Source organism: Halolamina sp. C58 (assembly GCF_051195095.1).
Lineage (GTDB): Archaea > Halobacteriota > Halobacteria > Halobacteriales > Haloferacaceae > Halolamina.
The window spans coordinates 454,801-476,963 of record NZ_JBNTJY010000002.1 but is presented as its reverse complement, the minus strand read 5'-3'; the positions used below and the strand labels follow the sequence as shown (position 1 = coordinate 476,963).

Genomic DNA, 22,163 nt, shown 5'->3' with positions numbered 1-22,163 from the left:
GCGGGGCGTGGGCGTCTCAGACGTAGATGTAGCCCTCGACACCGTACTCCCCGTCCTCGACCGCGAGGTTCGTCGGATCGACGGTGTTGCGCCAGCCCGCAAACGCCGCGAGCGCGGCGTCGAGCCCGTCGCCGCCGTCGTCGTCGAGCAGGCGCTGCCGCACGCCCGCCGCGACGGTCACCTCGCTCTCGGCGGCCAACGCGTCGAGGTTCGCTTCCCGGCGCTCGCGCCCCTCGTCGCTGGCCTCCTTGTAGCCGGCGCGGTGTGTCTCCCCGTCGAGGCTGTCCAGCGCCGCCGCGGGGTAGGTCTCCAGCAGCGTCGGTCTCTCCGCGTCGAGATCCTGCATCGGCACCGCACGCACCGTGTCGGCGAGCACCAGCGGCCGGAGCACGTCCCGGATCCCGTAGAACGTCTGACTCCGGAGGCGGCGGTTGTACGGCGACAGCGCCCCCACCGACTCCTCGGTCGCCCGAACGTGCTGGACGCGGTCGCCGTCGGCCAGTTCCGCGCGGGACTGACACCGGCGCTGGAGGTCGGCGGGGCTCGCGAACAGGCTCGGGAACGTTCGGACGAACGCCGTCCAGCTCCCGGCGTCGACGACCGACGCCGGCAGCGCGAACGGGAAGTCCAGCGCCGCGGCGGTGTCGCCGTCGAGGCCGGCGAGGTGGTGGGTCAGCGCGCGGTGGGCGTCCGCGCGGTCGGCGTCGACGCCGAACCGCTCGGTCGCGGGCGCGCAGTCGATCAGTTCGGGCTCGCCGCTCGCGTCGATCTCGGCGATCCAGATCTTCGTGCCGGCGTCGGTCGCGCCGCTGAAGTCGACGCCGAAGACGGTCTCGGGCGGCGTGTACGCCATCAGTCCGCGCTCGCCGCGGTCGTCCCGTCGTCGGCGCCGACCGACGCCAGCGCACCCTGCGAGTCGAGCGCCTCTTCGAGCAGTTCGGCCACGTCGACGATCTCGAGGTCGTCCTCGAACCCGCCGGTCTTGCGGCCGTCCTCGAACATCGTCGTACACATCGGGCAGGCGACGACGAACTTCTCGATCTCGCTCCCGGCGTCGGTGTCTTCGATCCCCTCGCGCAGGCGCTCCTCGCTGGGTTTGGGTTCGTCGTCGAACTCCATCCAGAGGCCGCCGCCGCCGCCGCCACAGCAGAACGAGTCGTCGCGACTGCGGGGCATCTCGTGGAGCTCACAGCCCGTCGCCTCGATGAGCTGTCGGGGTGCCTCGTACTCGCCGTTGTACCGCCCGAGGTGACAGGGGTCGTGGTAGGTGACAGTGTAGTCGAGATCCGCGCCCGAGAGGTCGAGGCGGCCGGCGTCGACCAGATCCGAGACGACCTGCGTCCAGTGGAACACGCCGATCTCGCCGTCGGCGTTCCACTCCTCGTCGTAGTCGAACGGCATCACGGGGTCGTCCGCGAACTCCGCGAAGTCGAGTTCCGGGTACTCGTTTTTGATCGTGTTGAACGAGTGAGGGTCCGTGCAGACGATGTGGTCGAACTCCACCTCGTCGAACGTCTCGACGTGGTGGCCCGCAAGCTCCATGTAGAGGAACTCCTCGCCGGTCCGGCGGATGTCGTTGCCGTCGTACTTCTCGTCGTCGAACAGGATGCCGTAGCTCACGTCGGCGGCCTCGAACACCCGGGCCAGCGCGCGGGCGACCTTCTTGTTCCGGTCGTCGAAGCTCGGGTAGTCGCCGACGTACCAGAGGTAGTCGACCTCCTCCTCGCGGGCGTCGGTCACGTCGAACTCCAGTTCGTCGGCCCAGTCGCCGCGCGTCCGGTTCGGGTCGCCGAACGTGTTGCCCTTCTGCATCACGTCCTGGAACACGTCCTGCAGTTCGCTGTTGACCTGCCCCGTGTCGACGAGCTGGCGGTTCATCTTCGTGAAGCTGGTGAGGTGCTCGATATCGACCGGGCAGGCGTCCATACACGCCATACAGGAGAGGCAGGACTCCATCGTGCTCGCGTCGATGACGCTCTCCCCGCCGTCGGCGACGATGTCGACCTCTTCGCCGCCGGCGTCGACCTCCTCGCGGTAGCTCTTCAGGTCGAGGATCACGTCACGCGGGTCCAAATTGCGCCCGGAGGCGTTCGCCGGACAGACCGACGAACAGCGCCCACACTTCGTGCAGGCGTCCTGATCGAGCGTCTCGCTCCAGGTGAAGGAGTCGATGGACTCGGCGCCGGTGTCGGCGTCGAGGTCCGCGGGGACCGAGGGCAGTCGCGCACCTGCTTTGTCGTCGCTGACGACCACGTTCGCGAAGCTCGAGATCATGTGGAACGGCTTCGCGTAGGGGACGAACGCGATGAAGCCAAAGGCGATCAGCGAGTGGGACCACCAGCCCCACCAGTACAGCGCCTCGGCGCCGCCGGCGTCGATGCCCACGGCTTCGATCACCATCGCGACGAAGTAGCCGACGAAGCTCACCGTCTCGAAGTCGGGAAAGCCCGTCGCGCGGATGCGCAGCCCTTCGAGCAGGTAGCCGCCGGCGCCCAGCGCGAACAGCGTCCAGACGAACGCGTCGTCCTCCAGACTCGTGTGCTTCCCCCAGAGGCGGCCGTCACGCCGCGCGTAGCGCTTGTAGATCGCCATCCCGACGCCGACGACGAACAGCAGCCCCATCGCGTCCATCACCAGCGAGTACGCGAGGTAGAAGTCGCCCTTGAAGAACGAACTCCCGGTGACGACGCGGTACACGTCGATGTCGAAGCCGAGGATGGTCGTCCCGATCAGCAGCGTCAGGAACCCCCAGAGGATGAACGCGTGCATCGCGCCGGCGTAGATGTCCCGGTCGAACTGATTGCGGTTCGAGAGCACGGTGCCGGCGGCGTCGACGACGCGGCCGGGCAGGTCGTCGAGTCGCGGGAACGGGTCCTCCTTCGCCCGCGCGTAGCGCCGGAACCGCTCGTAGACGCCGACGGCGAACACGAGGATCGCCGCCGCCGCGAGGAAGTAAAACGCCGCCTTCCCCGTCGGCGAAATCGTCCAGAACGTCTCGCGCGTCTGTGCAAGCATACCCAGTATCCTGCGCTGCCGTCACCTAAATGGTGCCGACTGCGAGCGGCCGCGATCGCCGACTCACCCGAACACGTACGCCACCAGCGCCGCCGCCAGCACCAGCGCCGGCACGTCGACGCGCCCGAACCGGAGCCGGGGCAGCGTCGCGTTCCACGAGAAACACCGCGCCGAGAGCGCCGCCGCCAGCCGGTCAGCCCGCGCGAACGCCCGGTTCAGCCCGGCCGCGCCGACGGTCTGCAGCCGCTCGCGGGTCGGCCGCTCGTCGCCCAGCCGCGCCCGTTCGGCGTCCTGAATCGCGGCCACGTCCCGGCGCAGCAGCGGCAGGAACCGGAAGACGAGCCCGACACCCGCGCCCAGCAGCCGCCCCGGCTTCCCGGGGATCGCCCACTGCACCGCGGCGCGGGACTCCCGGGCCGCAGTCGTCCGGACGTAGCCAGCCGCGACGGCGACGATCAGCAGCGTCCGGTAGCTCGCGAGCAGCGGATCCACCGCCGCCGCCGGCTCGACCCACGGCGGGCCGAGCGTCACCAGTTCGAACAGCACCGCGGCCGCCAGCAGCGGGAGGAGGAACCGGTAGCCCCACAGCACCGAAATCGGCGAGAGCCGCGCGCTCGCGAGCGCCACGCCGGTCACGACGGTCAGCACTGCCAGCCCCCGCGGGTCGGTGTGCGCGAACGCGGCGGCGGCGAACGCGAGCTGGACTGCCAGCTTCGTCCGCGGATCGAGTCGGTGGGCGAGCGAGTCGCCGGGCTCGTAGCGGAGCATCAGTCGGCCGGTGCCTCGGTTTCGGGGACGCGAACGCCGTATTCGGGCAGTTCGGCGACCGCCGCGTCGGGGGGCGCGTCGACGACGACCCGCCCGTCGGCGAGACAGACCACGCGCTCGGCGTCGCCGAGCAGGTCCCGCAGGTCGTGGGTGACGACGATCAGCCCGGTGCCGTCGGCGTGGAGCTCGCGCAGGTGGCCGAGCAGGCGGTCGCGTGCGGGCGCATCGAGCCCCGTGAACGGCTCGTCGAGCACGAGGTGGTCCGGCTCCATCGCGAGCGCGCCCGCGACCGCGAGGCGCTCGCGCTCGCCGCCCGAGAGCGTCTCGATGCGGTCGGTCCCGCGCCCGTCGAGCCCGACCGCGGCGAGCGCTTCTTCGGCCCGGCGGTTGATCTCCTCGTGGTCGAGGCCGAGGTTCTCCGGGCCGAACCGCACGTCGCCGCCGACGGTTGCCGCGACGAACTGGTCGCGGGGCTCCTGAAACGCCATCCCCACGGCCGTTCGGGCGGCGACCGGGGCTTCGGTCGCCGGCGTCCCGTTCACGAGCACGCTGCCGGCGTCCGGTTCGAGCAGCCCGTTCAGGTGCCGGACGAGCGTCGACTTCCCGGAGCCGTTCGCCCCGCAGAGCACGAGGAACTCACCGTCGGGGATCGACAGCGAGACGCCGTCGACAGCGCGAGCGTCGTCGTACTCGTGGACCAGTTCGTCGAGTTCGAGCACGTCAGGTGGCCTGTACCTCGTCGGAGCGAACGATCCCGACCGCGGCGGCCATCTTCACCAGTTCGGCGGGGACGAACGCGACGCCCGCGGCGAAGACGGCGGCGACGAAGCTCGTGTCGAGGTAGTACCAGTAGACGGGGATGCCGAACCCGTAGATGACGAGCACGCCGACCCCCATCGCGGCCACCAGCCGCGGCAGCGAGACCGTCTCGGGATCGACGAGTCCGTCGGTGCCGTGGACGATCGCGCCGATCAGCGCGGCCGCGAACGGGTAGGAGAGCAGGTAGCCGCCGGTCGGCCCGAATATCTCTCCCAGCCCGGCGCTGGCGCCCGAGAAGACGGGCGCGCCCAGCACGCCGGCCAGCAGGTACAGCGCCATCGCGAACCCGCCCCACGCGGGGCCGAGGTAGATGCCCGCGAGGAACACGCCCAGCACCTGCGCGGTGACCGGGACGGCCGGACTGAGTGGGTTCGGGAACGAGACGAACGCGAACGCGCCCATCAGCGCCGCCAGCAGCGCGGCGCGGACGAGGTTGACGACGACGTCGTCGCCGACGAGGTCGACTGAGTCGGTTGCTGTTGACACGCTCGACGGTTCTCGTAAATCTACCTTAACGCTACGGTTTACGACGGCGCTCCTCCGGCGCTACCCAACCCTTATTCGCCCGTAGCACGTCCGTTCACCTCTATGGACGAACAAACCGAGGAGCTCCGGGATCTGTTCGTCGAGACCACGGGCGCCGAGGAGGTGACCGAGGATCAGGCGGAGGACCGGGGCGACCTCGCCGACACGGTCTCCGCCGAGGACGCCGAGGCGCGGATCCGGGAGCTGGTCGGACGGATGCGCGACCGGTACGCGTTCGAGTCCGGGCTCGACGACGACGCGCTCGTCCGGGTCGTGACCCGCTTTTTCGCCGACGAGGGCGACAGCGAGATCGCCGAGGCGCTGGGGACGGACGAGCCGACGGTGTTCCGTGCGCGGATGGACCTCCATCTCGTCCGCGAAAGCGACCGCGAGGCCCCCCTCCCGATGGACGAGCTCCGGGAGCTGCTCGTCGAGGACGTTCCCCTCGACGAGCGCGTCGAGCGATTGGACGCGGACCGCGAGACGGTCGAACACTACTCGCAGGTGATCGCGGCCGACCGGCGCTCGACCCGCGCGAACGGCCGCTTCGTCGACGAGTTCGCCGAACTGCTGACCGACGCGGATCTCCGGGACAGCCACGCCGCCGACGCCCGGGAGTCGGGGCTGGAGGAGGCCGCCGAGGACATCGAGACGAACACCCAGCTGTAGCCCGCTTTTCAAGTGGGATGACGGGACCACCGTTCCCGTGTCCCTCGTCGCCGCCAGCGACCTCGGCCGCGCCGCGTACTGCCCGCGCCAACTCTACTACGCTCGCCAGTCCGACGACCGCGGCCCCCCGCCCGATGTCGAACGCCGCCACGAACTCGCCTTCCGCTACCCCGAACTCCGGACGGCGAGCGACGCGACCCTCGCCGACCTCCCGCTGACTGTCGCGCCCGAGCAGTACCGCGAGAACCTCGACGCGCTGGCCGCCGAACCGTTCTGGGATCGCCTCGTCGATCCGGCAGCGCGCGACGTGCTCCTGACCGGGAAGGACTGTCGCGGCGTCGCCCACAAACTGCTCGCCGGGGGCGACAGCGACGACCCTACGCCGCCGACGCCCGTCCTCGTCTCCGGCGGCGTCCCGCCGCCCGCGGGCGTCTGGGAGCCACAGTCGGTCCGCGCGGTCGCGCTCGCGAAGGCGCTCTCGTGGGAGCGCGAACGCGCGGTTCCGCGCGCACTCGTGGAGTACCCCGCCGCGGGTGTAGTTCGGCGGGTCCGGCTCACCACCCGGAAGAAGGCGCGCTACCGGGAGCTGCTCCGGACGGTGGAGACACTCGACGGGCCGCCGCCCCGGCTCGACGACGACGCGAAATGCGAGTCGTGCGAGTACCGCGAGACGTGCGGGGTGAAGAGTCGGTCGCTCCGCTCGCTGCTGGGGCTCTGAGTGTCGGGCCGTTCAGTGCTCGGCCAGCCACTGCTCGACTTCGTCGGCCCCCCGACCGCGGCGGTGGATCTCGTCGTTCCCGGGATCGACGACCGTGCTCTCGCCGCCGGGGAGCTCGCCGCCGTCGACGACGGCGCCGACGCCCTCGCGGATCGCGCCGTCGAGCTCGTCCGGGTGGGTCGCGTTCGCCTCGCCGCTGCGGTTCGCGCTGGTCGCGGTGATCGGTGCGAACTCGTCGAGCAGTTCGAGCGCGAGCTCGTGGTCCGGGATGCGAATCCCGACGCGGTCACGGCCGGCGGTCAGCGCGTCCGGCACGTGCCCCTGCCGTTCGAGTACGACCGTGACGGGGCCGGGGAGGAACTCGCGCATGAACGACTCCTCGCGCTCGGTCACGGTGACGTGTTCGAGCGCTTCGTCCACGTCGGGCACCGCCATCGAGAGCGGGTCCTCCCGGGAGCGGCCCTTGAGGTCGTACACGCGCTCGACGGCGTCGGCGGCGATCGCGTCGGCGCCCAGCCCGTAGACGGTGTCGGTCGGGTAGACCGCCAGCTCGCCCATCGCGAGCATGCTGGTGGCCTGAACGAGGTCGTCGCGCATACCCCCGCTGGGGCGTCGGCGGGAAAAAAGCGAGCGATACCGCCTACAGCGACTCGATCGCCGCCTCGACTTCGTCGTAGTCGGGGAAGTCCGGCCACGTCTCGGCGACCCACGCGTACTCGATCGTTCGGTCGTCGTCGATCAGGAACACGGCGGGGCGGTGCTCGGTGATCCCGGCCATCCCGTCGAGGTCGTGCTCGATGCCGTACGTCTCGGCGACGCCGGCGTCGGGGTCGGAGAACAACCGCGCGTCGTCGCCGCGCTCGGCGAGTAGCGCCTTGTGCTCGTACGGCGAGGAGATCGAGAGGCCGACCACGTCCACCTCGTCGGCCCACTCGCGGTCGTCGATCTCGTTCCAGACGTACGTGGCCGGGAACGCGCCGTCCATGGGGTGGGCGACCAGCAGCACGGGGCCGTCCTCGACCAGCGAGGACAGCGAGCGGTCCTCCCAGAACTCCTCGTTCACCAGCGGGCGGGTGAAGTCGGGCGCCTCGTCGCCGGCCTCGGGGTGGTCGGTGTCGGGCAGGTCGACGACGTCGAAGTCGAGACCCATCGCCATCAGGCCTCACCCCCGTAGGTCTTCTCGAGGTACTCGACGATGTTGCCCGACTCGGACATGGTGAGCCCGGTGTTCTCGTCGACGATGGCGGGCACCGAGCGCTTGCCGCTGATGCGCTTGACCACGTCCCGGTCGGAGTGCATCGGCTCGACGAACCGCGACTGGTAGTCGAGGCCGTACTCGTCGAGCTTCCGGACGACCCGCTCGCAGAACGGGCAGGCCTGGAGCCGGTAGAGCGTGATCGGTGGATCCTCGGTCATGGTCCCCGATACGGACGCCCAGCGCCTAAAGTCGTCGGCGACGGCACGGGCCGGCGCCGGCGAGAACCGGCGGCTCTCGACCGGGAGGGGAACGCTTAATCCGGATGCCCGGTAATCACGACGGGAAATGGGCTTGCTTCCCACGGTCACCCTCGCCCTTAGCAGGGGCGTTCTGCAGCTACCGGCGTTCGGACAGGAGGCCAAGACGGTCTTCGGCGTAGCGATGCTCGTCGTCCTCATCGGGTTCTCCGCCTTCTTCTCCTCCTCGGAGATCGCGATGTTCGGGCTGGAGAGCCACCGCGTCGACTCGCTCGTCGAGGAGGGCGTTCCGGGCGCGAACATGGTGCAGGACCTCCTCTCGGACCCCCACCGGCTGCTGGTGACGATCCTCGTCGGCAACAACATCGCCAACGTCGCGATGTCCTCGATCGCGACGTGGCTGTTCGGCTTCTACCTCTCGGAGGGGCAGGCCGTGCTGGCGGCGACGTTCGGGATCACGACGGTCGTGCTGCTGTTCGGCGAGAGCGCGCCGAAGTCCTACGCCGTCGAGAACACCGAGTCGTGGTCGCTGCGTATCGCTCGGCCGCTGAAGTGGGCCGAGCGCATGCTGCTCCCGCTGATCGTCGTCTTCGACTACCTCACGCAGGTGATCAACCGCGTCACCGGCGGCGGCTCGGCGATCGAGGACTCCTACGTCACCCGCGACGAGATCCAGAACATGATCCAGACCGGGGAGCGCGAGGGCGTCATCGACGAGGAGGAGCGCGAGATGCTCCAGCGCATCTTCCGGTTCAATCAGACGATCGCCAAGGAGGTGATGACCCCGCGGCTGGACATGACCGCGGTGCCGAAAGACGCGACCGTCGAGGAGGCGATCGAGGAGTGCATCCAGTCCGACCACGAGCGCGTCCCCGTCTACGAGGGGAACCTCGACAACATCATCGGCGTCGTGAACATCCGCGATCTGGTGCGGGCGGCCCACTACGGCGAGGGCGAGCCGGTGCTGGAGGATCTCGTCCAGCCGACGTTACACGTCCCCGAGTCGAAGAACGTCGACGAGCTGCTGGAGGAGATGCAGGACAACCGCCTCCGGATGGTGATCGTGATCGACGAGTTCGGCACCACCGAGGGGCTGCTCACGATGGAGGACATGGTCGAGGAGATCGTCGGCGACATCCTCGAGGGCGACGAGGAGGAGGCGATCGAGTTCCTCGACGACGACACCGCGCTGATCCGCGGCGAGGTCAACATCGACGAGGTGAACGAGGAACTCGAGCTCGATCTCCCGGAGGGCGAGGAGTTCGAGACGCTCGCCGGCTTCATCTTCAACCGCGCCGGCCGGCTGGTCGAGGAGGGCGAGACGATCGAGTACGACGGCATCCGCATCCGCGTCGAGGAGGTCGACACTACCCGGATCAAGCGCGCCCGAGTGACGGTGACCGAGGAGTACTACGGCGACGACGCCGGCGATGTCGACGAGGAGATCGGCGAGACGGACGTGGACGCCGCGGACACGGAGTAGTTCGGCGCGAAATGGGTCGCTAACCGCCGGAGCGATCTCTTTGTCTTCGTGCGCCCTACCGACGACCGCGATCAGTCGACCGTGTACGTCTCGTGCTGCCTCGTGACTTGGGTCGTCCCCAGTGACTCGTCGCCGACCGTGACGCTGACGTCCATCTCCGTTGCGGCCCACCCGGTCACCTCGATCCGGTCGATATCGCTAACCCCCTCGAAGAACAGCGTCGAGGTCGGTCGATTACCGAGCCACCGTGCGGTCTCTCCGTCCGACTCCGTTTCGGGACCGAAGTAACCTCGCACGAAGTCGACACCCTCCTCGGCCCCACCGACGTCAACCTCCCGGAGTTTCTCACCGTCGTCGAAGATACTGAGTTCGTACAGCCGGAGCGTCATCTCGCGATCGTCGTTCGTCTTGGGAGGGATCTCGTTCGCCGGCACGACCTCCTCGAACGAGAGGGTAACCATCACTCCCTCGGAGATGGGAGACTCCCACCCCTCGACCGCGAGCGTGTCCGCCGTGATCTCGAGGAACGACGTCCCGAACTCCTCGCTCGGCTCGATGAACGTGCTCTCGTACCACTCGTTGAACGCCGTGACGAGCACCGGCCCATCGGCGTACTGGTGGCCCACCTCACACGCGTTCGCGTATCGGTCCCTCGAGAGTTCGAGGACGGGGTTGTCGCGCTCGACGTGCGTTATCGCCGAGTCGTTGAACCCGGGGATCACCGACGGGATCACGTCGTGGCCGGTCAGCTCCGACGCGAGATACCACGACCGGTACGTCGACTCCATCTGGTCGAGGAACACCTCCTCGATGTCCTCCCGCGGGGTGTAGGGGTTGTACACGGTCACCGCGTCCGCGATCTCCGTAAGTTCGACGGCGTCGATCGGCTGCCCGCCGATCCCCACGACGAAGTACGGGTCGACACCCGCCTCCTCGAACGCCTCGGCGAACACCGAGGCGGGATCACCCGTGTACGCGCTCGCGAGCCACGTAGTGAGTACCGGCCGGCCGTCGATCGTTTTGTAGTACTCCCGTTCGAAGTACTCCTCCGCCAAGTACGCGATGTGGTTCTTCAGCCTGTTCGCGGCCCCCTCCTTGCTCAGGTCGACGGACGAACCGCCGTGGGCACTGTTGATGATGAGCGTGTCGTAGAAAATCGACCACTCGAGCTCGTTCGCTCGGGGGTGCGAGAGGACGTGGTTCTTGAGGTTCTTGTCGATCGGACTGTCGGGCCCGGTCCAGACGGCGTTGAGCCACTGGACACCCGCGTAGTGACACCAGTCGATGTGTTGTTCGATAACCGCGTCGTCTCTCGCGTCGTAGTTCCCCAGCGTCGGCGTGTACGGGGACTCGAGACTCCACTCGCCGCCCTGCCACGTATGTGGGTGTCTCCCGTACCACGAGAAGTAGTGCGCGCCGACAGTTCGGTCCTCCTCCGACGCGACGGGGACGACGTCGACGGTTCCGAGCTGCTCGCCGTTCAGTGACACGTCGCCTTCCCCGACCGTCATCGGCGCCGCGGACGCCGAGACCTCCGTTCGCTCGCCCGAATCGAGCTCGACGGTAATCGCCTCGCGCTGATCGACGATGCCGAGCTCGACGTCGAACACCCCCGACTCGTCGCCGGCGTTTTCGACGGTCGCGGTCAGCGTCAGCTCGGTCCCGATGTCGAGCGTATCGCTGCTGATCGAACTGTCCCGGACCGCTAGGGGGCTGCTGTTCGTCCGTCGTTTCGGAGGGCGATGGGTCGTCTCCGGCAGTCCCGTCCGTGTCAGCGGTGCCCGTTCCGTCGCCGGTGTCGTCCACCCCACTGCAGCCGGCGAGCCCGCTGATGCCCGTCAGGGCAGTCGCAGCCAAGTACTCCCGCCGCCACCAGTTCCGGTCGGAGCCTCCGTCCATACCCCGACAAATCGGCAATCGAACATAATCCTTTTTCGACTTATCTAACTCTCCCGGCGACGGACTCCCCGGTTGTGTTTCTGCTCCCGACTCTCTCACATCTGCGGAAAAAGAACAGTCCCGTCGGGCCTCAGACGTTGGCGATCTCGCGGGAACGCGCGGGACTCACTGCGTTCGCCTCGCTGGCTCCCGCTCGACAGTTGCTCCCTCGCCCTACGGGCTCAGACGCTGGCGATCCCGCGGGAAGAGGACGGCCTCGCGGATGTTCTCCAGCCCGAGCATCGTCATCACGAGGCGCTCGCCGCCCATCCCCCAGCCGGCGTGGGGCGGCATGCCGTACTTGAACATCTTCGTGTAGTACTCGAACTGCTCGGGGTCGAGCCCCTGCTGTTCGAACCCTTCGACCAGCTTCTCGTAGCGGTGCTCACGCTGGCCGCCGGAGACGAGCTCCATCCGGGGGTGCATCATGTCGAACCCCGTCGAGAGCGAGTCGTCGTCGTCCTGATCCTTGATGTAGAACGGCTTGATCTCGCTGGGCCAGCCAGTGATGAAGTAGAACGTCCCCACGTCCTCGCCGAGCGCGCGTTCGGCCTCCGTCGAGAGGTCGTCGCCGAACACGAGCTGTTCGTCGAGCTCGCCGGTGGCGTTGATGCGCTCGATCGCCTCCTCGTAGCTCAGGCGCGGGAAGTCGCCCTCCGGCACGTCGAACTCCTCGTAGCCGAGCAGGTCGAGCTGCGCCTCGCAGTTCTCCGCGACGGCCTCGTAGACGGAGACGACGATCTCCTCGGCGGCGTCCATCGCCTCGTGGTGGTCGGCGAAGGCGGACTCGAAGTCGATCGAGGTCGCCTCGTTCAGGTGTCGCGGCGTGTTGTGCTCCTCGGCGCGGAAGATCGGGCCGATCTCGAACACCGTTTCGAGGCCGGAGCCGGCCATCAGCTGCTTGAACAGCTGCGGGCTCTGGTTCATAAAGGCCTCCTCGCCGAAGTAGGTGATCGGGAACAGCTCCGTACCGCCCTCGGTGCCGGTGGCGACGATCTTCGGCGTGTTGATCTCGGTCGCGTTCAGGTCGCGGAACGTCTCGCGGGCGGCGCGCATGACCTCCGCGCGGATCTCGAAGATCGCCTTGACCTCCGGCTTCCGGAGGTCGAGCGTGCGGTTGTCGAGTCGAGTCGGGAGCTCGGCGTCGACCTTGCCGGAGGGGTCGAGCGGGAGCTCGGGGTCGGCCTCGGCGATCACGTCGATCGACTCGGGCACGAGCTCGAAGCCGGTCGGCGCGCGGGGCTCCTCCTTCACGTCGCCGGCGACTTTCAGCACGGACTCGCGGTGGACGTCGAGGCCGGTCTCGACCAGCTCGTCGTCCATCTCGTCCTTTTCGAGTTTGATCTGGAGCTTACCGCTCTTGTCCCGGAGGATGAGGAAGGCGATGCCGCCGAGGTCGCGGATCTCGTGGACCCAGCCGGCCACGGTGGCCGACTCGCCGGCGTCCACGTCCGCCGCGTAGGTTCGGTCCTGCATGGGCGAGCGTTCGCTCGGGGCGTCTTTAAACACCGCGTTTCCGGGGCGCAGCCGCCCCCAGCGTCCGTGCCCGCGCCGACGAAAAACGTATGTCGGCGGCGCGTCCCCTCCCACCGTGTCCCTCCATCGACGCGGCGCACTCTCGATCGCGGCCGCCGCCCTGACCGGCGGCTGCCTCGGGTTCGCCGGCAGAACGTGTGATTCGGGCGTCACCGTCGACGCTCAGCAGTTCGATCCGATCGCCGAGCTCGACGGCTGGCTGGTCGAGCGCCAACAGGACGCCGCCGCGGCCGCCGTCGAGAACGACGGCGCTCGGCTGGCCACCTACGGGGTGGCGCCGTTCCGTGAGCCGACGCTCGTCCGCCACGACGGCGCGTTCTACCGAGCACGGGCGGCGCAGGTCGACACCACCGATATCCCGGGGTTCGAACTCTCCGCGAAGTGGCGCTCGGGGCACACCCCCACCGACGCCGAGCTCGTCCCGTTCGAGGAGTTGCCCGCGAACGACCGCCAGGCGTTCCTGATGGCCGTTCCGGACCGGCCGAAGGCGGGGCTCCCCGTCAAGAAGTTCACCGTCCTGAACCACTCGGTGCCGTACCCTGACGGCGGCGACGGCTCCGTGCTGATCGGGAACACGACGTGGGTCGAGTGGGAGAACCGAGCGGTCCGGGTCGAGGTCCCGGGCGAGCGGACCCGGACGATGCTCCGGAAGACGTACGAGGTCACGGCCGAGCGCGTCGCCGCGGACGAGACGGCGTTCCGATCACATCTCGCCGAGGAGTACCTCGTCGATCTGCGCGACGTGCCCGAGGCGCAGTTGGAGATCCTTCGGGACGCACGCGGCGACGACATCCACGACGAGTGCAAGCCGCAGTCGGACGCGCTGGCGGCACTGCGCGATCGGCTGGCGGGCGCGTCCACGCTCCCGGCGCCGTACCCGGAGGAGCTGTACGTCGCGTTCGACGACGAGCGCTACCGGCTCTCGGTGCAGGACTGGACCGATCAGGTCTCCTTCGCGCCGTCGACAGTCTCGGCCACCGCGTCGACGCCCTCGTCGTGAAGCAGGTCGCCGACGACGACCGTGTCGGCGTGCTCGCCCATCTCGCGGGCGCTCTCGTAGTCGTGGATCCCGCCGCCGTAGAACAGCGTCGCGTCGTCGAGCTCGTCGGCCGCGGCGGCGACCGTCTCGGGATCGCCGTACGTGCCGGAGTACTCGAGATAGACGATCTCCTGCCCGAACATGCGCTCGGCCACGCCCGCGTACGCCGCCACGTCTTCGGCGGTCAGGTCGCAGTCGGCGTCGGTGTACTCGGCGACGGAGGCGTCGGGGTTGAGCACGACGTACGCCTCGGTGTGGGTGTTCGCCCAGTCGAGGTCGTCGTCGATCCGGGCCCACTCCTTGTGCGCGCCGGTGATCCAGAACGGGTCGCCCGCGTTCAGGACGGTGGGGACGAGGTAGCCGTCGAGCGCGTCGTGCTCGATCACGACGCCGGGGTTGGAGGGTTCCTGATAGATCGGCACGTCGTGGGCCGCGCAGGCGTCGACGACCCGCTGCATCTTCTCGCTCGTCATGTCCATCGTCCCGCCGATCTCGAGCGCGTCGGTGCCCGTCGCGGCGACGTCGTCGAACGTCTCGCCTGCCACCAGTTCCTTGTCGGGGTCCACCTTCAGGACGTGGTCCCACTCTGCCCACGGGCCGGTCATAGAGTCCGATGTTCGGTCCCCGGCTAAAAAGGGCGCGGACCGTGGTTCGGGCTGCGGGAAGAATCGCGGAGCGTGATCAGAACTGCTCGCCCATCGCCTCCGCTCGGTTCCTCACCTCGTCCCGACTCTCGACTTCGTCCACAGTCACCCGCCCTGCCCGCCGCTCGAAGCCGCAGTCGTCACACTCGTAGTAGACCTTCCAGCCGTTTCCCTCTGATTTCGTTCCGAACCACAGCGCTCCGCCACAGGCAGCACACGTCGCCGAGTCGTGTTTCACCATCTGCATCGATCGTGGGTCCTCCTCCCGCCTTCCTACCTGAGTTTCGGGGTGAAAACAGGGTGTGGGTTTTTGTGTCCTCCAGCGAGAGGCGTGGGTAATGGGTTACGACGGGCCGGAGATATACCGAGCACCGTTCGGTAGCGACGAGGCACGAGCGAACTTCGACCGAACCGTGCTCGCGGGCATCGACGCCGACGACATCGACGCGCCGACAGAACGTGAACTGAGCGGTACCGTTCGGCTGTGGGGGACGAAGGAATCTGTCGAAGGCTCGTGGCGGAAGGTCGAGTCGGGTGATTTCCTCATTTTCTACCGTGACGGCGAGTACGAGTACGCTGCCGAGGTACTCGACACCGAACGGAACGAGGAACTCGGCCGGGAAATATGGTCGAACCACGAGGACGGGAGCCCGTGGGTCTGTATTCTCTATCTGAAGGAGCCAGTCGAACTGGGCGTCGCGTCGGCGGAGATCCACGACTTGGCCGGCTACGAAATCGATCACACGATGGGGTTCAGTCCGCTCAACGCGATGGGAATCGGCGGTATCCGCGGCCGTTGGGGTTCGGTCGAGGAGTTCGTCTACGGATCGAGCAGTGACAGCGACGACACACCCGACATCGACGTACGGGCGAGCCCCACCATCGACGTACCGGAATCGACGCTGGACGACCTGCACTACCCGGACGAGCAGGCGGCCGAGATCGTCGACCAGGTGAACGCGGCGCTCAACGCCGGCAAGCATATCGTGTTCACTGGCCCGCCGGGAACTGGGAAGACCGAGATCGCTCGCCGCGTCTCCCGACACCTCGCCGGCGCTCACGACGACGTGTACTCCGGGCACCAGATGACGACCGCAACCGCGGACTGGTCGACGTTCGAGACCGTGGGCGGCTACATGCCCGAGGAGGGCGGCGACGGCGACCTCTCGTTCGTGGCCGGGCAGGTGCTCAGACGGTTCAAGCGCGACGGCGTTCAGCGAAACGAGCCGCTGGTGATCGACGAGATCAACCGCGCCGATATCGACAAGTCGTTCGGGCAACTGTTCACGCTGCTCTCGGGGCAGGGGGTCCAACTCCCGTTCACTCGCGACGGCGAGGAGATCGAGATTCTCCCGGGCGACGAGTTCGACGGGGAACTCGACCCCCACGAGTACGTGATGCCTGAGTCGTGGCGGCTGTTCGCGACGATGAACAGCTACGACAAGACTGCCCTCTACGAGATGTCCTACGCGTTCATGCGTCGGTTCGCGTTTATTCACGTCGACGCACCCGAGATTCCGGAGGACGATCCGGGAGCACTTGTTGCCGAGTACGCGTCTGTCTGGGGTATTGACGCCGACGAGGATCTGCTGTCCGATGTCGGCGAAGTGTGGCGGATCGCGAACACCACCATCGAGGAACGGAAACTGGGGCCAGCTATCGTCAAGGACATGCTCTCCCACGTCACCAACTCGGGACTCCCGCGGGAGGCGGCGCTTACGCGCGCCGTCGCGGACTACGTCTTTCCGCAGTTGGAGGGCGTCGCGAGGCGGGAAGCGATCGTCTCGGAACTCGCCGACCTTGACTGTCTCGACGGGGACCGGCTCGTCGCACTCGCGAGGGACATCCTGCAGGTCAGGCTCGCCGACGGCCGATGAGGCGCGACGATCTGATTGAGGGGCTCTCGCAGGACGTGCTCGCGTACGTGATGCACGGCTCCTTCCCCGAGCAGCAGGTCGTCGAGGAACTCCGCCCCGACGCGCTCGATACGCGCTTCGACGACTACGAGAGTCTGGTTCGCCTTCACTTCGTGCTCCGTCCCGCCGTCGTCGATTTCGTCGAACGGCTCCCGCGTCGGCTCCGGAGTATTCGCACCGAAACCGAGAGCGTCTCCAACACGTCTCGGGGACAGGTCGACGGCCGGGTCGACTGGAACCGCACCGTCCGGGAGCGCTACTCGCGAAACCCAAAGGACCGATCGCTGTTCATCTGTGAGAACCGTGCCGAGGACTACGACACCGACGAGAACGTCGTCCTGAAGCGACTGCTCGCGCTGATCTACGAGACCCTCGAAGATTGTGCTCACCTGTTCGACCGCGAGTACGACTGGGTGACCGATCGCTGGCGGGAGAGCCTCGACCTCGTCGACGTGCTGCGGAACGTGTTCGAGCGGAACGTCCACGTCTCCCGAATTCGCGATCCCACCGAGTACGAGCCGACCGACCGAATGCTCCAGCGTGCCGAGAGTGCCCGGAGCGATCTCTACCGGGAATCAGCCCGATTGCTTCGACAGTACCGCGAAAGCCTCGCGGCTGAGGAGGACGCCGTCGCCGAACTACTTCGGGAGACGACCATCACGCCGGACGACGAGGAGACGCTGCTGGAACTGTACGTGCTGTTCCGATACGTCTCGGCCGTCGAGTCGTTGGACGAGTCGGCCTTTACGATCCGAACGATCGAGTCCGGCTCGCAGGAGGTCGCGCGGTTGGAACACGAGAGCCGGGAGCTACTGCTCTACCACGATAGCTCCGCGCGTGATCGTGGGCTCTCGTTCGTCCCCGAGGAGTTCGAACGCGAGCGCGAGGAACTCTCTCGGGCAGGGCTCGTTCAGCGCGAGGCCCAGTCCGTGGCGGAGGCGTACTTCGAGGACCGAGAACTCCGGCAGTCGACTGGTCGGCCGGACGTGATCGTACTGGAGATTCGTGATGACGACCGCCGCGAGTACCTCGTGACCGAGGTGAAGAACTCGACCAACTACGACACTGTCCGGTCGGGAATCAAGGAGACGCTGGAGTACCTCGCGTTCCTGCGGCAGGATCGAGATCTGGTGTTCGACGACGACCAGCCGTTCGGCTCGGGCTGGAACGGCGTACTCGTGATTCAGGATCTCGAAGGTGAGGAAACGGCGGATCTGGACGAACAGGAGTCGATCCGGATTCTGCAGGCGTCCGAAGTAGAAGAGCGGCTGACGCGAGTGTTGGAGGAAGTGCTCTGAACTGCACGCCTGCGCGCGCTCACCCTCCCGCGCGTCGACGACGTGGCCGACGGGCTGGCACAGTACCGCGAGACGAAGGAGCGCGCCGACGAACTGGACGCGAAGATCCAGCGCACCGACGAGCTGATAGCTGAAGGCGTTCAGTAGCGCGAGCGAAGCGAGCGCACTTTTTCGTCCCGCTTTTGCGAGGAGCGGTGGCGAGCGGAGCGAGCCACCCGACGAGTAATAGGTGGGGCCATAGGCTTATTACGAAGTATTACGAACTATTGCACATGCCCATCAGCATCGACCGCTTCGACGACGAACCCGACGACGTTCTCGACCTGCAGGAGGGAACCCAGCCCTACCGCGTCCTCCAGTTTCTCGCGCGAAACGACGACCAAGCGTTCACCCAGACCGAGATCCACGAGGCCACCGACATCAAGCGCGGGAGCGTCGGCGCCGTGCTCTCGCGGCTGGAGGACCGCGGGCTGGTCCGCCATCGCGGGCGGTACTGGGCGATCGCCGAGGACGACCGACTCGCCTCCTTCGCGGCACAGGCCGGCGCGAGTTCGGCGTCGACGACCGACGACTACGAAAAGTAACCGCAGTTCGGCTTCTCAGTCGGCTTTCGCCTGCCAGTCCCGCACCGAGCCCGCACTAACCCCCTCGACGCTCTCCGCCAAGTCGTCAGGATCGGCCTCCTTCAGCCCTTCCACGTCCTCGACACCCGCGGCTTCGAGCTTCTCGGCGGTCTTCTCGCCGATCCCCTCGACGGTCTCCAGTTCGGAGTTCGCCTCGCGGGCCTGGAACTCCCGGTAGTTACAGATCGGGCAGCCCAGCTCCCACGGCTCGTCGTCGTCGCCGTGGACCACGAGGTGCGGGAGGTGGTGCTCCTCGCAGGTCTCCTCCGTCACCTCGATCTCGCCACGGCGGGGCAGCGGCAGCGAGTAGTCACAGTCCGGGTAGCGCGTACAGCCGACGAGCCGCGAGCCCGAACGGAGTTGCTTGATCGCCAGTTCGCCGCCCTCCTCGTCGCCACAGTCCGGACAGGCGCCGATGATGCGGTCCGCCTCCGCATCCGCCTCCTCGGCCTTGCAGAGCGGGCAGCCGTGGACGAACGTCTTCCGCCCGGCGAGCATCTTCACGCGGTTCAGGCCGTGCTCCTCGCACTCCTCGTCGAGGATCAGCGGCTTGCCCGTCGAGGGGAGCGGGAGCGTGTACTCGCAGTCGGGGTAGCCGTCACAGCCGACGAAGTAGCTGCCGTAGCGGGACTTCCGGACCAGCAGGTCCGCGCCGCACTCCGGACAGGGGCCGAGGATCTTGTCGGCCTTCATCGACTTCCGCAGGTGGTCGCCGACCTCCTCGCGGGACTCCTGGAGCTCGTCGAACACCGCGTCGAGCATCTCGCGGGACTCCTCGGTCACCTCGTCGAACCCCTTCTCGCCGGCGGCGATGGCGCGCATGTCCGCCTCCAACTGCGCGGTCATCTCCTCGCTGACGATGTGGTCGGCGTACTCCTCCGCCGCCTCGACGACCGCGTGGGCCAACTGCGTGGGCCGGGGCGGGTCGCCCTCGACGTAGTTGCGGTCGTACAGCTTCTCGATGGTGTTGTGCCGGGTCGACTTCGTGCCGATCCCGAGATCCTCCATCGTCTCGATCAGCCGCGACTGGCCGTAGCGCCGCGGCGGCTGGGTCTCCTTCGCGTCGAGGCGCACGTCGCTGACCGCCAGCTCCTCGCCGCGCTCCACGTCCGGCACCACGGTCTCGTCGGCCGAGGAGTACGGGTACACCGAGTGGTACCCCTCCTCAAGCAGGCGCTTCCCGTTGGCCTTCAGCGAGAGGCCGTGCTCGCCGCCGGCGGGCAGCGACACCTCGCCCGCCACGCCCGCGACGACGCGTAGGTGCTCCCACGTCGCCGCGGGCGCACAGGTCGCGAAGAACCGCCGCACGACCAGTTCGTACACCTCCCACTCGTCGTCGTCCAGATCCGTCGGCATCTCGCCGGTCGGGTGGATCGGCGGGTGGTCGGTCGTCTCCTCGTCGCCCTCGGTGGGCGAGATCTCCTCCTGCGCCAGCAGCTCTTCGACGCTCTCGCCGAAGAACGTCTCCGAGAACGCCGCCAGCAGCTCCTCGGGGTCGAGATCGTCCGGGTAGACGGTGTTGTCGGTCCGCGGGTAGGTGATGTAGCCGGCGGTGTAGAGATCCTCGGCGATGCTCATCGCGCGCTGGGCCGAGTAGCCGAGCGACCCCGCGGCGCGGATGAACTGCGTGGTGTTGAACGGCGCCGGCGGCTCGTCGGTCCGCGTCCGGCGGTTCACCTCCTCGACGGCGGCCGCCGAGGCCGACGCGAGCGCCTCGTGGGCGGTCTCGGCGGCGGCCTCGTCCCAGATGCGCCGGGCCTCGTTCCCCTCGTCGTCGAGGTAGAAGTACTGCGCCTCGAAGCCCGACCCACCGTCCTTCGTCAGGTCAGCGAAGAGCTCCCAGTAGTCGTCGGGGTCGAACGCTTGGATCTCGCGCTCGCGGTCGACCAGCAGCTTCAGCGTCGGCCCCTGCACGCGACCGACGGAGATGAAGTCCTCCCCAAGCTGCCCCGCAGACAGCGAGAGGAACCGCGTGAGCGCGGCACCCCACACCAGATCCACGGTCTGGCGGGCCTCACCCGCCGCCGCGAGGTCGAAGTCGAGTTCGCCCGTGTTCGCGAACGCCTCCTGTACCTCGTTCTCGGTGATGGAGGAGAACCGCGCGCGCTCGATGGGGACCGACTCGTCCACGTCGCGCACGATGTCGAACGCTTCCTTCCCGATGAGCTCGCCCTCGCGGTCGTAGTCGGTCGCGATGATCACGCGGTCGGCGTCGCGGGAGAGCCGCCGGAGCGCGGCGACGATCGCCTCCTGGGTGGGTTCGGTGTCGATCGGCGCCTCGATGAGTTCGTGGGGCTCGACGTCCCGCCAGTCGTCGTACTCCGGCGGGAAGTCGACGCCGACGACGTGGCCCGAGAGGCCGATCACCCGCGTGCCTCCCCAGCCGTAGACGTTGACGCCGTTGACCCGCTCGGCGTCGGCGGTGCCGTCGCTGAGGATCTCCGCGATGCGACGGGCCGCGTTGTCCTTCTCGGTGACGATGAGTTCCATTCGCTACCGGCCTGTAGACCGCTCCCGGGCCTAAACGTTTCGCGCTCCGGGATCGGAAGACATGTTCCTCGCGCGCGCTCACGCTCGCGTATGCGAGACTCCCGCCGTGCGTTCCTCCGCCGTGGCACCGCAGCGATCGCGTCCGCGACCCTCCTCGCCGGCTGTTCGGGCGGCGACGACGCGACCGAGACCAGCAGCTTCGACGGCCCGGTCGTCGAGGTCGGTCCAGACGGACAGACCGTCTTCACGCCGGGCACGGACGAACCGCTCCGGATCGAGGCCGGCACCCGCGTCCGCTGGCGCTGGCGATCGGTCAACCACAACGTCGTCGTCCGGGACCAGCCCGCCGACGCCGACTGGGGGGGCGAGCCGGATATCCACAACACCGGCCACGTCTACGAGTTCACGTTCGAGGTGCCCGGCGAGTACCACTACGTCTGTGAACCCCACGAGGGGATGGGGATGGTCGGGGACGTGATCGTGGAGTCAGCCGAGGAGTAGCCGGAACGGCCGCAGCAGCCGTCGGGGGAGCCACCGCGCGACCGACGCGACGGGCTGGAGCGTCCCCCAACGGGGTTCTATCGCCCGATAGCGGTCGCCGTCGACGCGCTCGACCCGCCCACGCGTCTCGAGGTAGTTCAGTGCCGAGCCTGCCCGCTCTTCGGCGAGGCCGAGCGCGTCGGCGACTTCGTCGGGGGTTCGCGGTTCGTCACTCGCCCGTAGCTCCTCGTGGACCGAGCCCAGCACCTGTATCCGGAGCATCGCCTCGCCCCTGCCGGCGTCGTCGAGCCCGGCAGCGTACTCGTGGGGCTCGCGGCCGGCTCCCTCCCGCACCGTCGCCGTCCCGTCGAGAACGAACCACGCCCCGCCGCCCGCGAGCGCGACGCCCGCTACGGCCGCGCCGCGGACTGCGAAGTAGCTCCCGACCACGACGACGCTGGCACCGTAGGCGATCCACTTCGTCCCCGCCGGTAGATCGTACCGGGCGTCGAGCCGATCGTGGAGGGCGACCGTCCCGAACAGCGCGATCAGCGGCACCGCAGCCTCCAGCGCGAAGTCGGTCAGCCAGAGCAACACCGCGAGCCCCGCCGCCGACGCGAGGAGTTCTCGGAGCCCGTCGTCGTCGGGGAACACCGATCGCTGCATCGTCGGCCGTTCGGCGACGTACCACTTAGGCGTGGCTCCGCCCGGCTCTCCAATTCATAAACTGTATAGCGAGATATACAA

General features: G+C 68.0%; 22 protein-coding genes and 1 pseudogene. 9 read left to right on the top strand and 14 right to left on the bottom strand.

Going from position 1 to position 22,163, the window contains the following annotated elements:
• Positions 1-16: 16 nt before the first annotated feature.
• From ACQUSM_RS13020 to ACQUSM_RS13000, 5 genes are all read right to left on the bottom strand, one after another.
• Positions 17-853 (bottom strand): DUF429 domain-containing protein, encoded by an 837-nt coding sequence (locus ACQUSM_RS13020; RefSeq protein ID WP_435119216.1) that lies wholly within the window; start codon positions 851-853, stop codon positions 17-19.
• Positions 853-3,015 carry a (Fe-S)-binding protein gene (locus ACQUSM_RS13015; RefSeq protein WP_435119214.1) on the bottom strand — a complete coding sequence of 721 codons (2,163 nt, stop codon included), beginning with the start codon at positions 3,013-3,015 and terminating at the stop codon, positions 853-855. The genes ACQUSM_RS13020 and ACQUSM_RS13015 overlap by 1 nt, the downstream gene beginning before the upstream one ends.
• A gap of 63 nt (positions 3,016-3,078) precedes the next feature.
• Positions 3,079-3,783: an energy-coupling factor transporter transmembrane component T family protein gene (locus tag ACQUSM_RS13010; RefSeq protein ID WP_435119213.1), complete on the bottom strand. Its 705-nt coding sequence runs from the start codon at positions 3,781-3,783 to the stop codon at positions 3,079-3,081.
• Complete coding sequence (locus ACQUSM_RS13005) at positions 3,783-4,502, bottom strand: energy-coupling factor ABC transporter ATP-binding protein (RefSeq protein ID WP_435119212.1); 720 nt, start codon at positions 4,500-4,502, stop codon at positions 3,783-3,785. Before ACQUSM_RS13005 ends, ACQUSM_RS13010 begins: the two co-directional genes overlap by 1 nt.
• Before the next feature lies 1 nt (position 4,503).
• Positions 4,504-5,088, bottom strand: a complete 585-nt coding sequence (locus ACQUSM_RS13000; RefSeq protein WP_435119210.1) for a biotin transporter BioY — start codon at positions 5,086-5,088, stop codon at positions 4,504-4,506.
• 102 nt (positions 5,089-5,190) lie between these two features.
• On the opposite strand from ACQUSM_RS13000, the gene ACQUSM_RS12995 reads away from it, so the two are divergent.
• Entirely contained in the window at positions 5,191-5,796 is a 606-nt protein-coding gene (locus tag ACQUSM_RS12995; RefSeq protein ID WP_435119208.1) for a conditioned medium-induced protein 4, read from the top strand.
• A 37-nt stretch (positions 5,797-5,833) separates the two neighbouring features.
• On the top strand, positions 5,834-6,514 hold the full coding sequence (locus ACQUSM_RS12990) for a CRISPR-associated protein Cas4 (RefSeq protein WP_435119206.1): 681 nt from the start codon (positions 5,834-5,836) through the stop codon (positions 6,512-6,514).
• A gap of 12 nt (positions 6,515-6,526) precedes the next feature.
• On the opposite strand, the gene ACQUSM_RS12985 is transcribed toward ACQUSM_RS12990, so the two are convergent.
• From ACQUSM_RS12985 to ACQUSM_RS12975, 3 genes are read right to left on the bottom strand one after another with little or no spacing between them, the layout of a single operon-like run.
• Complete coding sequence (locus ACQUSM_RS12985; RefSeq protein WP_435119204.1) at positions 6,527-7,111, bottom strand: L-threonylcarbamoyladenylate synthase; 585 nt, start codon at positions 7,109-7,111, stop codon at positions 6,527-6,529.
• 43 nt (positions 7,112-7,154) lie between these two features.
• On the bottom strand, positions 7,155-7,664 hold the full coding sequence (locus ACQUSM_RS12980) for a redoxin domain-containing protein (protein WP_435119718.1): 510 nt from the start codon (positions 7,662-7,664) through the stop codon (positions 7,155-7,157).
• A gap of 5 nt (positions 7,665-7,669) precedes the next feature.
• Positions 7,670-7,930 (bottom strand): glutathione S-transferase N-terminal domain-containing protein, encoded by a 261-nt coding sequence (locus ACQUSM_RS12975; protein WP_435119202.1) that lies wholly within the window; start codon positions 7,928-7,930, stop codon positions 7,670-7,672.
• Positions 7,931-8,057: 127 nt separating this feature from the next.
• On the opposite strand from ACQUSM_RS12975, the gene ACQUSM_RS12970 reads away from it, so the two are divergent.
• Positions 8,058-9,452: a hemolysin family protein gene (locus ACQUSM_RS12970; RefSeq protein ID WP_435119201.1), complete on the top strand. Its 1,395-nt coding sequence runs from the start codon at positions 8,058-8,060 to the stop codon at positions 9,450-9,452.
• Positions 9,453-9,523: 71 nt separating this feature from the next.
• On the opposite strand, the gene ACQUSM_RS12965 is transcribed toward ACQUSM_RS12970, so the two are convergent.
• Complete coding sequence (locus ACQUSM_RS12965; protein ID WP_435119200.1) at positions 9,524-11,263, bottom strand: glycoside hydrolase family 99-like domain-containing protein; 1,740 nt, start codon at positions 11,261-11,263, stop codon at positions 9,524-9,526.
• 301 nt (positions 11,264-11,564) lie between these two features.
• On the bottom strand, positions 11,565-12,866 hold the full coding sequence (aspS, locus tag ACQUSM_RS12960; protein ID WP_435119199.1) for an aspartate--tRNA(Asn) ligase: 1,302 nt from the start codon (positions 12,864-12,866) through the stop codon (positions 11,565-11,567).
• Positions 12,867-12,981: 115 nt separating this feature from the next.
• Between aspS and ACQUSM_RS12955 the strand changes: the two genes are divergently transcribed.
• Positions 12,982-13,926, top strand: a complete 945-nt coding sequence (locus ACQUSM_RS12955; protein ID WP_435119197.1) for a hypothetical protein — start codon at positions 12,982-12,984, stop codon at positions 13,924-13,926.
• Here ACQUSM_RS12955 and ACQUSM_RS12950 read toward each other — a convergent pair.
• The gene (locus ACQUSM_RS12950) at positions 13,869-14,570 is read right to left on the bottom strand and encodes a phosphoglycerol geranylgeranyltransferase (RefSeq protein WP_435119195.1); all 702 of its coding nucleotides are present in this window, start codon (positions 14,568-14,570) and stop codon (positions 13,869-13,871) included. The two genes, ACQUSM_RS12955 and ACQUSM_RS12950, sit on opposite strands and share 58 nt — an antisense overlap.
• A gap of 76 nt (positions 14,571-14,646) precedes the next feature.
• The gene (locus tag ACQUSM_RS12945) at positions 14,647-14,856 is read right to left on the bottom strand and encodes a hypothetical protein (RefSeq protein ID WP_435119193.1); all 210 of its coding nucleotides are present in this window, start codon (positions 14,854-14,856) and stop codon (positions 14,647-14,649) included.
• Positions 14,857-14,947: 91 nt separating this feature from the next.
• On the opposite strand from ACQUSM_RS12945, the gene ACQUSM_RS12940 reads away from it, so the two are divergent.
• The 4 genes and pseudogenes from ACQUSM_RS12940 (at position 14,948) to ACQUSM_RS12925 (ending at position 18,407) form a co-directional block, all read left to right on the top strand.
• Positions 14,948-16,486, top strand: coding sequence for an AAA family ATPase (locus tag ACQUSM_RS12940; RefSeq protein WP_435119191.1), 1,539 nt, complete (start codon positions 14,948-14,950; stop codon positions 16,484-16,486).
• Positions 16,483-17,823: a hypothetical protein gene (locus ACQUSM_RS12935; RefSeq protein ID WP_435119189.1), complete on the top strand. Its 1,341-nt coding sequence runs from the start codon at positions 16,483-16,485 to the stop codon at positions 17,821-17,823. Before ACQUSM_RS12940 ends, ACQUSM_RS12935 begins: the two co-directional genes overlap by 4 nt.
• A 6-nt stretch (positions 17,824-17,829) precedes the next feature.
• A pseudogene (locus ACQUSM_RS12930) lies at positions 17,830-17,958 on the top strand (restriction endonuclease); the annotation flags it as partial.
• Between the two features lie 137 nt (positions 17,959-18,095).
• The gene (locus ACQUSM_RS12925; RefSeq protein ID WP_435119187.1) at positions 18,096-18,407 is read left to right on the top strand and encodes a MarR family transcriptional regulator; all 312 of its coding nucleotides are present in this window, start codon (positions 18,096-18,098) and stop codon (positions 18,405-18,407) included.
• 15 nt (positions 18,408-18,422) lie between these two features.
• Here the strand turns inward: ACQUSM_RS12925 and ACQUSM_RS12920 are convergent, their stop codons facing one another.
• Positions 18,423-20,936, bottom strand: a complete 2,514-nt coding sequence (locus ACQUSM_RS12920; protein WP_435119185.1) for a DNA topoisomerase I — start codon at positions 20,934-20,936, stop codon at positions 18,423-18,425.
• Between the two features lie 90 nt (positions 20,937-21,026).
• Between ACQUSM_RS12920 and ACQUSM_RS12915 the strand changes: the two genes are divergently transcribed.
• Positions 21,027-21,437 carry a plastocyanin/azurin family copper-binding protein gene (locus ACQUSM_RS12915; protein WP_435119183.1) on the top strand — a complete coding sequence of 137 codons (411 nt, stop codon included), beginning with the start codon at positions 21,027-21,029 and terminating at the stop codon, positions 21,435-21,437.
• Here the strand turns inward: ACQUSM_RS12915 and ACQUSM_RS12910 are convergent.
• A complete protein-coding gene (locus ACQUSM_RS12910; RefSeq protein WP_435119181.1) occupies positions 21,423-22,082 on the bottom strand; it encodes a hypothetical protein in 660 nt (219 codons plus the stop codon). The two genes, ACQUSM_RS12915 and ACQUSM_RS12910, sit on opposite strands and share 15 nt — an antisense overlap.
• Between the last annotated feature and the right edge of the window lie 81 nt (positions 22,083-22,163).

Coding starts and splice junctions, on each gene's coding strand:
- ACQUSM_RS12915 (WP_435119183.1), top strand. CDS start 21,027: ATGCGAGACTCCCGCCGTGCGTTCCTCCGCCGTGGCACCGCAGCGATC.
- ACQUSM_RS12920 (WP_435119185.1), bottom strand. CDS start 20,936: ATGGAACTCATCGTCACCGAGAAGGACAACGCGGCCCGTCGCATCGCG.
- ACQUSM_RS12970 (WP_435119201.1), top strand. CDS start 8,058: ATGGGCTTGCTTCCCACGGTCACCCTCGCCCTTAGCAGGGGCGTTCTG.
- ACQUSM_RS12925 (WP_435119187.1), top strand. CDS start 18,096: ATGCCCATCAGCATCGACCGCTTCGACGACGAACCCGACGACGTTCTC.
- ACQUSM_RS12910 (WP_435119181.1), bottom strand. CDS start 22,082: ATGCAGCGATCGGTGTTCCCCGACGACGACGGGCTCCGAGAACTCCTC.
- ACQUSM_RS12950 (WP_435119195.1), bottom strand. CDS start 14,570: ATGACCGGCCCGTGGGCAGAGTGGGACCACGTCCTGAAGGTGGACCCC.
- ACQUSM_RS12945 (WP_435119193.1), bottom strand. CDS start 14,856: ATGCAGATGGTGAAACACGACTCGGCGACGTGTGCTGCCTGTGGCGGA.
- ACQUSM_RS13020 (WP_435119216.1), bottom strand. CDS start 853: ATGGCGTACACGCCGCCCGAGACCGTCTTCGGCGTCGACTTCAGCGGC.
- ACQUSM_RS13015 (WP_435119214.1), bottom strand. CDS start 3,015: ATGCTTGCACAGACGCGCGAGACGTTCTGGACGATTTCGCCGACGGGG.
- ACQUSM_RS12935 (WP_435119189.1), top strand. CDS start 16,483: ATGAGGCGCGACGATCTGATTGAGGGGCTCTCGCAGGACGTGCTCGCG.
- ACQUSM_RS13010 (WP_435119213.1), bottom strand. CDS start 3,783: ATGCTCCGCTACGAGCCCGGCGACTCGCTCGCCCACCGACTCGATCCG.
- ACQUSM_RS12980 (WP_435119718.1), bottom strand. CDS start 7,664: ATGGGTCTCGACTTCGACGTCGTCGACCTGCCCGACACCGACCACCCC.
- ACQUSM_RS12995 (WP_435119208.1), top strand. CDS start 5,191: ATGGACGAACAAACCGAGGAGCTCCGGGATCTGTTCGTCGAGACCACG.
- ACQUSM_RS12985 (WP_435119204.1), bottom strand. CDS start 7,111: ATGCGCGACGACCTCGTTCAGGCCACCAGCATGCTCGCGATGGGCGAG.
- ACQUSM_RS12940 (WP_435119191.1), top strand. CDS start 14,948: ATGGGTTACGACGGGCCGGAGATATACCGAGCACCGTTCGGTAGCGAC.
- aspS (WP_435119199.1), bottom strand. CDS start 12,866: ATGCAGGACCGAACCTACGCGGCGGACGTGGACGCCGGCGAGTCGGCC.
- ACQUSM_RS12975 (WP_435119202.1), bottom strand. CDS start 7,930: ATGACCGAGGATCCACCGATCACGCTCTACCGGCTCCAGGCCTGCCCG.